This is a genomic window from Xanthobacter sp. BG11Y11_SDJG, from assembly GCF_057364445.1.
This window is the reverse complement of sequence record NZ_JBNFNU010000124.1, coordinates 1-10671: the sequence shown is the minus strand read 5'-3', so window position 1 is coordinate 10671 and position 10671 is coordinate 1. Positions and strand designations below refer to the sequence as shown.

The following is a 10671-nucleotide window of genomic DNA, read 5'->3' as shown; positions in this document are numbered from 1 at the left end:
GCAGCGCCCGCATGGCGCTCTGGAAGAAGGGCTGGCCGGCATAGGCGGCCGCCGGCAGCGCGATGAGCGCGGATATCCAATGGAAGAAGTCGCGCGTCTCGGGGGTGATGTCGGTGACGTGCCGGACCACACCGAGACCGACAGCAGCATGATGTTCATGGCCGCGAAGCCCGCCACCCCGAGGCAGCGCAGCAGCCATTGGGCGTGGCGCGCCTCGCTCTCCTCGGCGCGGCGGCGAAGGGATGGGCGCGATAGCCGAGCGCCTCCAGGCGCCCCACCACGGCGGCGGGCGCGGTGTCCTCCTCGAAGGCCACGGTCAAGCGGTGGGTGGAATAGTTGAGGCGCGCGCGCACCACGCCGGGCAGCGCCGCCACGCCCTTCTCGATGTCGCCGATGCAGGCGGCGCAGTCGATGCCGTCGACGGCGAGGCTCATCTGGGGGAGGCCGTCCTCACCCTTGGCGACGAACATCGAGTAATCGACGGCCTGGGCCATACCCACTCCGGGCATCCTTCCGGCGTTGCTGGCGGCGGCCACGGCCGCACGCCGCCGGCCGCCACAAATAGAGGAGGAGTACGATAGCGTGCCGGTGCGACGAACCGGCCATCCTATCGTACTCCAAGGCCCGGACGGCCGGTGACTGGACGTGCCGTCCGACAGTCTCGACGCTCCCTCGGGATCCCGGCTCGGGGGCCGGCTTGCCCTTAGGGGCTTACGGAAGCTGCACCCGATTCTTGGACCGGAACACCCGCTCGCCGCTTTGCGAGAAATCAATCACCAGATCCCACTGGCCCGGCCCCGCCTCGGCCTTGGCGCGGTAGCGTCCTGCGCCCAGCGGCTCCAGATCGAGGGTCACGTCGCGCCGCCGGTCGGTGGGATGGGCAAGGCGCCCGTCGGCCACCAGCCCGGTGAGCGGCCGGCCCGCCGCATCGGTGGCGCTCACCAGAACGGTGCGGTCCTGGCCGGCGGACGCTAGGCCCACGTCCACGGCCCAGTGGCGCGCCTCCTGGCGCTCCGCCGCCGCCACCTCGCCCTTGAAGGCGAGGCCGGCCTTGTACGAGCTTTCGGTCTCGACCCCGGCGAAGGTGGACACGGCGAAGCGCGCCATGACCATGTTCACGCCGATCACCACGCCGAAGAAGGCGAGGAGCGCGAACAGCACCGTCCGGCCGGTGATCTCGCGGGGCGCCCGCTGCCCTGGTCTGCCGTCATGGCATGCTCCCTCATGATCGCCCCCCTCAAGGCCCGATGAAATGATCGGCGACTTTGGCGCTGAGGTCCGCAGTCGTGTCGCGCAGCACGAACGTGATCGGCAGCGACGCGCCGGGCTCCAGCTTGTCGCGGGTGGTCACGAGCACGCGCAGCTCGCGCGTCTGGTCCGGCCCCACCACGAGCCGGTCCGCCTCGTCGCCGATCACCTCGAGATGCGCGCCCGGCACGCCGTCGACCGAGAGGGCGAAGGTGCGCTCGGCGAGCTGCTTGTTGGTGAGCCGCACGGTGTAGGCGTTGCGGATCGCGCCGTCGGACAGGCGCACGAACACCGGGTTGCGGTCATGGATCGCGGCGATGCCCTCGGTGGAGCGGCCCACCAGCGCCGTCAGCATCAGCCCGCAGGCCAGCACGATCAGCGCCATATAGAGCACCGTGCGGGGCCGGATGATGCGCTGGACGAACGGCTTGCCGGCGATGCGCGCCTCAAGGTTCGCCTCGCTCTCATAGGTGATGAGGTTGCCCGGCCGGCCGACCTTGGTCATCACGGTGTTGCAGGCGTCGATGCACAGGCCGCACTGGATGCAGGCGAGCTGCAGCCCGTTGCGGATGTCGACGCCGGTGGGGCACACGGCGACGCACTGGTCGCAATCGATGCAGTCGCCGGCCTTGTCGCCGTGGGCGCGGGCCACCGCCGCCTTCTTCACCGAGGCGCGCGGCTCGCCGCGGTCGTAGAGATAGGTGACGTTGAGCGCATACTCGTCCGTCAGCGCCGCCTGGATGCGCGGCCACGGGCACATATAGGTGCACACCTGCTCGCGCATGTGGCCGGCCAGCGCATAGGTGGTGAAGGTGAGCACGCCGATGGACATGTAGGCGACCGCGGGCGCCTGGAAGGTGGCGAGCTCCACCACCAGGGTCGGCGCATCGGCGAAATAGAGCACCCAGGCGCCGCCGGTCCACCAGGCGATCAGCAGCCAGACGGAATGCTTGAGCGTCTTGTGGGCAAACTTGTCGAGCGTCCAGGGCGCCGCGTCCGAGCGGATGCGCTCGCGCCGGTCGCCCTCGATCAGGCGCTCCACCGCCATGAAGAGGTCGGTCCACACGGTCTGCGGGCACATGTAGCCGCACCACACGCGTCCGGCGACCGCGTTCATGAGGAACAGGATCAGGGCGGCGAGAATCAGCAGGCCGGCGACGTAGTAGAATTCCTGCGGCCAGATCTCCAGGAAGAAGAAATAGAAGCGCCGGTTGGGGAAATCGATCAGAACCGCCTGGCTCGGCGCATCCGGCCCCCGGTCCCAGCGCACGAAGGGCAGGAAGTAATAGATGCCCAGCGTGATCGCCAGCACCACCCACTTGATGGTGCGGAACCGGCCGTGGACGCTCTGCGGATAGATCTGCTTGCGCGCTTCATAGAGCGGGATGTCGTCCACGTCCGCGGCATGCGTCAGCGCGGCGGCTTCCGCGGCGCTGGTCTGCTTGGGCTTCGTTGACAGGGCAGTCATCGTGTCGATCGCCGAAGTTGGGCCCCGCCTGGCTTCGGCAGGAGCAGATGCCATGGTCCTTACTGGACCTCCCTTGCCCGATCCCGGCCGTCGCATCGTGCGGCCCGGGCATCCTCCGTGCCCCTCCGGAGGACCTTTCCCAGGACGCTTCCGGCGCTGAAGGGCGACGGACATCCTGAGCCAAGCCGGCCTGAGAGACCTTGGAAGTCTTGCAACATTCGTAATCTAGAATGTTGCCCCGGTCAGGCCGCCATCTCGTCGCGCCGCGATTGGCCGCGCGACGTTTTGACATCGCGGACATCGACGCTGCGCGCGCCGCTCCGGCGCCGCGCAGTGCCCTTGCTTTTCACGGCGGGACCTCTGCGGTCCCGCCGTGCGGGTGGTCAGCGGCCGCCGCCCAGCGAGTGGACGTAGACCGTGAGCGCCTTGATGGTGGTGGGGTCGAGGCGCGAGTGCCACGCCGGCATCACGTTGCCACGGCCGTTGATGATGCCCTGCTCGATGGTGGCCTTGTCGGAACCGTAGAGCCAGATGCCGTCGGTCAGGTTGGGCGCGCCGAGTTCCTGGTTGCCCTTGCCGTCGTCGCCGTGGCAGGCGGCGCAGTTGGCGGCATAGACCTCCTGGCCCTTGGCCTGGTCGGCGCCCGGCTTCTGCAGCCCGGCCAGCACCCGAACATAGTCCGCCACCGCGGAGATTTCCGGCTTCTGAAGGATGCCGTCCTTGCCGAAGGCGGGCATGTTGCCCTGGTGCGTGTCCGGGTCGCTCGAGCGGATGCCGTGCTGAATGGTCTGCTGGATCTGCTCCAGCGAGCCACCCCAGAGCCAGTCGTCGTCGTTGAGGTTGGGATAGCCGGTGGCACCGCCGCCGCCCGCGCCGTGGCACGGCGCGCAATTGTCGGCGAAGGCGACGCGTCCCTGCGCCGGGCGAGGTTCAGGAGCGCCGGCGTCTGCTCGATCTGCTCGAGCGAGGCGCTGGTGAGCTTGGCCGCGCTCTCGGCGCGCAGCGCGTTGAGGTCGGCGATCTGGACCTGCACCGCCGAGCGCGAGTTCCAGCCGAGCAGGCCGGGCGTGGCGCCGGAGATCAGCGGCCAGGCCGGGAAGAGCAGCCAGTAGCCCACCGCCCAGACGATGGTGGCGTACCACACCCAGAGCCACCAGCGCGGCAGTGGAGTGTTGAGTTCCGAGATGCCGTCCCACTCGTGGCCGGTGGTGGAGACGCCCGTTACCGGGTCCACGGAGCCGTGGTGATCGTGTGTCGTGCTCACCGGATCAATCCTCCTTGAGAGGAATTTGGGCGGCGTCGTCGAAGTCCTTCTTGCGCTTCTTCGACGGCCAGAAGACGTAGGCCACCACCGCCGCGAAGGCGGCGACGAACAGGATGAGACCGAAGGTCTGGGCGAACCCGGCGAGGGCGTTATAGGTATCGCTCATGGCTCACCTCACGTTCGCCTTGTTGTCGTAGAGCTTGAAGTCCACGAGCGTGCCGAGCATCTGGAGGTAGGCGATCAGCGCGTCCGCCTCGGTGAGCGTGCCCGGATTGGCGTCGAAGTCGCGCACCTGCGCCTTCGGGTAGCGCTTCTCCAGGCCGTCCGCGTCATCGGCGTCGCCGGTGGCCTGGGTCTTCAGGTCCGCCTGCGCTTTCTCGATCATCTCGTCCGTGTAGGGCACGCCGAGGATCTGCTGAACCCGCATGTCGTCGCCGATGTGCTTGGCGTTCAGACGGGTCTGCGCCAGCCAGGGATAGGACGGCATAATGGAAGCCGGCACCACCGCGCGCGGATTGTTCAGGTGTTCCAGGTGCCAGAGGTCCGAATACTTGCCGCCGACGCGGGCAAGGTCCGGCCCCGTGCGCTTGGAGCCCCACTGGAACGGGCGGTCGTACATGCTCTCGGCCGCCAGCGAATAGTGGCCGTAGCGCTCCACCTCGTCGCGCAGCGGGCGGATCATCTGCGAGTGGCAATTGTAGCAGCCCTCTCGCACATAGATGTTGCGCCCGGCGAGTTCCAGCGGGGTGTAGGGCCGCATGCCCTCGACCTTCTCGATGGTGCTCTTCAGGTAGAAGAGCGGAGCGATCTCCACCAGGCCGCCGATGGAGATCATCACCAGGATGCCCAGCATCAGCCAGTAGGAGTGCTTCTCGAAGATCTGGTGCTTGGACCAGATCGAGGTGCCGGTGGAGGTTCCTTGGGACGCCATGTCTGCCTCCGTCATTCCGCCGGCGCCAGCGCGAGCTTGGGCTCGGCCGCAGCTTCGGGCATGGTGATGGTCTTCCAGACGTTCCAGGCCATGATGAAGGCGCCCGCGAGGAACAGGATGCCGCCGGCGCCCGGATCACGTAGAGCGGGTGCATGGCCTCCACCGTCTCGATGAACGAGTATTCCAGGAAGCCCAGCTTGGTATAGGCGCGCCACATCAGGCCCTGCAGGATGCCCGCCACCCACATGGAGGAGATGTAGAGCACGATGCCGAGGGTGGAGACCCAGAAGTGCCAGGACACGGCCTTCATCGAATACATTTCCCTCTTGTGCCAGAGCCAGGGCACCAGGCAGTAGATGGCGCCGAACGAGATGTAGGCGACCCAGCCCAGCGCGCCGGAATGCACGTGGCCGATGGTCCATTCGGTGTAGTGGCTGAGCGAGTTCACCGCCTTCACCGACATCATCGGACCTTCAAAGGTGGACATGCCGTAGAACGCGACCGCCACCACCATCATGCGGATCACGGGGTCGGTGCGCAGCTTGTCCCAGGCGCCCGAGAGCGTCATGAGGCCGTTGATCATGCCGCCCCAGGAGGGCATCCACAGGATCACCGAGAAGGTCATGCCCAGCGTCTGCGCCCAGTCCGGCAGCGCCGTGTAGTGCAAATGATGCGGGCCGGCCCAGATATAGATGAAGATCAGCGCCCAGAAGTGGACGATGGACAGCCGGTAGGAATAGACCGGCCGGTCCGCCCGCTTCGGGATGAAATAGTACATCAAGGCGAGGAAGCCGGCGGTGAGGAAGAAGCCCACCGCATTGTGCCCGTACCACCACTGGAACATGGCGTCCTGCACGCCGGACCAGACGATGTAGGACTTCGGCGAGAACAGCGAGATCGGGATCGTCGCATTGTTGCCGAGGTGCAGGACCGCGATGGTGATGATGAAGGCGAAGTAGAACCAGTTGGCCACATAGATGTGCGGCTCGGTCCGCTTCAGCACCGTCACCAGGAACACGAGGAAATAGGTGACCCAGACCACCGTCAGGAACAGGTCGGAATACCATTCCGGCTCGGCATATTCCTTCGACTGGGTGATGCCCAGGAGATAGCCGGTACCGGCGATGACGATGAAGAAATTGTAGCCGAGGATGACGAACCACGGCGCGATGTCGCCGGCAAGGCGTGCGCGCGAGGTGCGCTGGACCACGTAGAAGGAGGTCGCGATCAGCACGTTGCCGCCGAAGGCGAAGATCACCGCCGAGGTGTGCAGCGGCCGCAGCCGGCCGAAGGAGATCCAGGGCAGATCGAAGTTGAACATGGGGAAGGCGAGCTGGAGCGCGGCGATCACGCCCACCAGGAAGCCGGCGATGCCCCACACCACCGCGAAGATGGTGCCCACCTTCACCACGTCGAAATTGTAGTTCGGCTTGCCGTCGATGAACTGCGGCACCGGACCGGCCGGGCGGTTCATGTAGCGGTTGCCGATCGCGAACACGCTGGCGATGCTCGCGCGGCGAAAAGGTAGGCGTGGAACGCGTATTCCGGCGTGTACGCCTTGGCCGCGATGACGATGGAGAGAAAGGCGAAGGCGGAGAAGCCCACCAGCGCCGCCATCTCGCCGAACGTCATCGACTTGGCCGGGGCCTGGATTGGATCTTGTATGGTTGACATTTGCAGAACCCCTCGCTCCGCAGCAATGGAATCTCGGCCGCTGGACCCAGGCCGCACCATGCGCGGCGGTCCCGATTTCACCTTGATACAGGTCAAAGGTGCGTGAGGCCGCGTGGCGCATGCGCGCTGCGGCCGCGGGTCGCGGTTTTTCCGCGGGTTCCAGCGATTTGATCTTCCATCATACTTCTTCGGGCACCTCTCCCCGGGTTGACTGCCCACTCGGCGCGGCTGGCCTCCCGTTTTCGTGCACAGGGATAGAGATTGCCCGTGGACAGCTTGGCGACATCTTGCGCGCGGCATGATCCGTCTTGAGCGCTGCCGGACTAATCGAGCGTCTGGCGGAACCGCGCCACCGCGATGCCCATGGCGAGCAGCATCAGGCCGAACAGCGCCGCCCCGTCGCGCGCCAGGTCCGAAAGGCCGGAGCCCTTCAGCAGGATGCCCCGCACCATGCGCAGGTAGTGGGTGAGCGGCAGCCCTTCGCCGATCCACTGCGCCCATTGGGGCATGCCCGAGAAGGGGAACATGAAGCCGGACAGCAGGATCGACGGCAGGAAGAACATGAACGACATCTGCACCGCCTGGAGCTGGTTCTGCGCCAGGGTGGAGAAGGTGTAGCCGATGGAGAGGTTGGCGGTGATGAAGAGCAGCGTCGCCGCAGACAGCACGATCACGCTGCCCTCCACCGGCACCGCGAACAGGATGATCCCGGCGCCGAGGATCAGCACCGCCTGGAGGATGCCCACCATCACATAGGGCACGATCTTGCCCAGCATGATCTCCACCGGGTGGATCGGCATGGCGAGCAGGCTCTCCATGGTGCCGCGCTCGATCTCGCGCGTCACGGAGAGCGCGGTGAAGATCAGCATGGTCATGGTGAGGATGGTGCCCAGCAGGCCCGGCACGATATTGAGCTGGCTGGTGCCGGCGGGATTGTAGCGCCGGTGCTGGACGATCTCGAACGCGTCCTGGCTGGTGGCATCGCGCCCCTGCGCCTCCTCGGCGATGGCGCCGACGAAGCGCTCACGCACCAGCGCGGACGACACCACGCCGGAGAGCGCGGCGAGCGCATTGCCCGTGCCGACCGGGTCGGTGGCGTCCGCCGCCACCAGGATCTGCGGGCGGTCGCCGCGCCTCAGGCTGCGCTCGAACCCGGCCGGATCTCGACGAAGAACAGCACCTCCCCCGCGCGCACCAGGTGCTCCGCCTCCTCCGCGCTCTGCGCCTCGCGGACGAAGGAGAAGAAGGCGGTGTTGCGCAGCGCCGCGAGGATGGCGCGGGAGACATCGGAATTCTCGTGCGAGAACACGGCGGTGGGCAGATGGCGCGGCGTGGTGTTGATGGCGTAGCCGAACAGCACCAGTTGCAGCAGCGGGATCATGATCATGGTGGCGAAGGTCACGCGGTCCCGCGTGAGCTGGATGTATTCCTTCACGATCATGGCCATGACCCGGCCGAGGAAGCCGGCGACGCCGGTGCGCGCCGTCATCGCCGGGCGTCCTTGCCGCGCATGAGGTCGATGAACACGTCCTCCAGGGTCGGCTCGTCCTTGCGCCAGACCAAATGCGGCTCGGCACGGAATGGCGCGATGGCGGCGTCCAGCGCCGCGGCGTCCCGGCCGGAGATGTGGAGCGAGGTGCCAAACGGCGCCACCATGTCGACGCCCAGCGCCGCGGCAAGCTTCTGCGACAGGTCGGTGATGCGCTGGCTCGCCTCGCGCGGCCCCTCGCCCTTCACGTCCACGGTGTAGGTGTTGAGCCCCGAGGCGGCGATCACGCTCGCCACCGTGCCCTGCGCGAGCAGGCGGCCATAGGCGATATACGCGATCTCGTGGCAGCGCTCGGCCTCGTCCATATAGTGGGTGGAGACCAGCACGGTCAGGCCCTCGGCCGCCAGCGCATGGATCTGCGCCCAGAACTCCCGGCGCGCCTGGGGATCGACGCCGGCGGTGGGCTCGTCGAGCAGCAGCAGATCGGGCTCGGGCAGGATGCAGGCGCCGAGCGCGAGGCGCTGCTTCCAGCCGCCGGACAGCTCGCCCGCCAGCTGGCGCCCGCGTCCCTTGAGGCCGAGTCGCTCCAGCGCCGCCTGCGCCGCCGCCTCCGGCTTCGGCACCCCGTAGAGGCGGGCGACGAATTCCAGGTTCTCCTTCACGGAGAGGTCCTGGTAGAGCGAGAAGCGCTGGGTCATGTAGCCCACATGGGCGCGGATCTCCCGGCCCTCCGTCAGGATGTCCATGCCGAGGCAGGTTCCGCGGCCGGCATCGGGCGTCAGAAGCCCGCACAGCATGCGGATGGTGGTGGTCTTGCCGGAGCCGTTGGGGCCGAGGAAGCCGTAGATCTGACCGCGCTTCACGCTCATGGTCAGATCGTCCACCACGAGGTTCGCGCCGAACCGCTTGCTCAGTCCCTCCACCTCGATGGCAATGTCGTCGCCCGGGCCGGCCGGCTCTCGGCGGCGCGACGCCAGCCCCGCTCACGGCTTCGGTCCCAAGGTCACGCTCACCGGTTGGCCGGGCCGCGCGGCGGCGGGATCGGTGGGCCGCGCCTCGACCAGATAGACCAGCTTCGCCCTCTCCTCACGGCTGTAGATGATCGGCGGGGTGTATTCCGCCGCGTCAGCGATGAAGGAGACCCTGGCCTTGAGCGGCGGGCAGCCGTCGCAGGTGACGTCGATCTCCTGGCCGACCGCCACCTGGGGCAGCGCCGCCTCGGGCACGAAGAAGCGAACCTTGACCAGTCCCGGCGGCAGAACCGAGACCACGGGCCGGCCTCCGGCACCAGTTCGCCGACGCGGAAATAGACGGTCTGCACCGTGCCCTCGCGCGGCGTCTTCAAAGCGCGCCGCGCCAGGCGGATGCGCGCCGCCTCCAACTGCGCCTTCGCGGCGTCGGCGGCCTGCTCGGCGGCGTCGATCTCCTGGCTGCGCGAGGCGATGCGGGCGGCGGAGATGCGCCGGCGCGCCTCGTCCAGGGCGGCCTGCTTCTGGTCGAAATCGTGCTGCGCGGCATCGAGATTGGCCTGCGAGGACGCGCCCTTGGGCACCAACTGCTTCTGCCGGGCGAGCTCGATGCGCGAGAGATCAAGCGCCGCGGCGGCGCGCGTCTCCGAGGCCTCCAGGATGGCGATCTCCTCCGGCCGCTGGAGCGGCGAGCGGGCATTCTCCAGCTGCGCCTGCGCCTGCTTGAGCTGCGCCTGCGCGGCCCGCACCTCGGCCTGCTGGAGGTCGTCCTCCACCCGCGCCAGCACGTCCCCGGCCTTGACCTTGTCGCCCTCCCGGACGGCCAGGGCGGTGAGGCGGCCGGCCTCCTCGGGGCCGATGAAGAGCAGGTCGCCTTCCACATAGCCGGAATAGCTTTGCGGCCCATTCTGCCCGCAACCGGCGAGCACCAGCGGCAAGGCGGCGAGGAGCGCGGCGGCGAGCGCGGTGCGCAGGCGCGGGCGCGCACCAAGGGTCTGACTCATGGGGCAGCCTCGGACGGGTCGCTCCAGCCGAGGCCCGCGAGCAGCAGGTCCCGGTGGGCGCGCAGCAGGGCGCGGGGATCGAGAGGATCGAAGGTGCCGAACAGGGCGTTCCACACCACGGCAAGCAGCGCTGGGGCGACGACCAGCTGCGGGAAGCGCTCCGCCGCATCGCTGGTGATCTCGCCGCGCTCGCGGGCCCGGCGCGCCACCTGGCGCAGCAGCGCCAGTCCTCGGGTCGCCACCTCCCTGTGGTAATAGGCGGCGAGCGAGGGAAAGCGCGGACCCTCGGAAATCATGAGGCGGATGATCGCCTGCGCTGGCCGATCGAGGATGCGCGAGACGAGCATCTCCATGAGCGCGTCGAGCAGGTCGCGCGTATGGCCGGGGAACAGGGGCACCAACGCGTCGGCGTCGAGTAGCACCGGCGCGATCATCTCCTCCACGAGGCCGCGGAACAGGGCCTCCTTGTCGGCGAAGTAGAGATAGAGCGTGCCCTTGGCGACGCCCGCCCCGCGCGCCACGTCGTCCAGCCGGGCGGCCGCGAAACCCTGCGCCGCGAACACCGCGAGCGCGCCTCCAGAATCGCGCGGCGGCGGTCCTCCTTGCTCATGGCGCGGGCGCGCCG

8 protein-coding genes and 3 pseudogenes are annotated in these 10671 nt (G+C 68.0%); all 11 read right to left on the bottom strand.

Features of this window, described 5'->3' with window-relative positions; translation table 11 throughout:
- Positions 1-155: 155 nt before the first annotated feature.
- A complete protein-coding gene (locus AC2W7M_RS12235) occupies positions 156-494 on the bottom strand; it encodes a cation transporter (RefSeq protein WP_486132594.1) in 339 nt (112 codons plus the stop codon).
- Positions 495-711: 217 nt separating this feature from the next.
- Positions 712-1176, bottom strand: a complete 465-nt coding sequence (locus AC2W7M_RS12230; protein ID WP_486132596.1) for a FixH family protein — start codon at positions 1174-1176, stop codon at positions 712-714.
- Between the two features lie 61 nt (positions 1177-1237).
- The gene (ccoG, locus tag AC2W7M_RS12225) at positions 1238-2716 is read right to left on the bottom strand and encodes a cytochrome c oxidase accessory protein CcoG (RefSeq protein ID WP_486132593.1); all 1479 of its coding nucleotides are present in this window, start codon (positions 2714-2716) and stop codon (positions 1238-1240) included.
- Positions 2717-3099: 383 nt separating this feature from the next.
- Positions 3100-3980, bottom strand: a pseudogene (ccoP, locus tag AC2W7M_RS12220) (cytochrome-c oxidase, cbb3-type subunit III).
- A gap of 4 nt (positions 3981-3984) precedes the next feature.
- Positions 3985-4146: a cbb3-type cytochrome c oxidase subunit 3 gene (locus AC2W7M_RS12215; protein WP_121621482.1), complete on the bottom strand. Its 162-nt coding sequence runs from the start codon at positions 4144-4146 to the stop codon at positions 3985-3987.
- A 3-nt stretch (positions 4147-4149) separates the two neighbouring features.
- Positions 4150-4911 (bottom strand): cytochrome-c oxidase, cbb3-type subunit II, encoded by a 762-nt coding sequence (ccoO, locus tag AC2W7M_RS12210; protein WP_486132592.1) that lies wholly within the window; start codon positions 4909-4911, stop codon positions 4150-4152.
- A gap of 11 nt (positions 4912-4922) precedes the next feature.
- Positions 4923-6543 (bottom strand): annotated as a pseudogene (gene ccoN, locus AC2W7M_RS12205) (cytochrome-c oxidase, cbb3-type subunit I).
- Positions 6544-6908: 365 nt separating this feature from the next.
- Positions 6909-8074, bottom strand: a pseudogene (locus tag AC2W7M_RS12200) (ABC transporter permease).
- A complete protein-coding gene (locus AC2W7M_RS12195) occupies positions 8071-9051 on the bottom strand; it encodes an ABC transporter ATP-binding protein (protein WP_486132595.1) in 981 nt (326 codons plus the stop codon). Before AC2W7M_RS12195 ends, AC2W7M_RS12200 begins: the two are co-directional and overlap by 4 nt.
- 32 nt (positions 9052-9083) lie before the next feature.
- Positions 9084-10046, bottom strand: a complete 963-nt coding sequence (locus tag AC2W7M_RS12190) for an HlyD family secretion protein (RefSeq protein WP_486132591.1) — start codon at positions 10044-10046, stop codon at positions 9084-9086.
- A partial coding sequence (locus AC2W7M_RS12185) for a TetR/AcrR family transcriptional regulator (RefSeq protein ID WP_486132590.1) occupies positions 10043-10671 on the bottom strand: 629 nt, incomplete at its 5' end. The genes AC2W7M_RS12185 and AC2W7M_RS12190, both read right to left, overlap by 4 nt.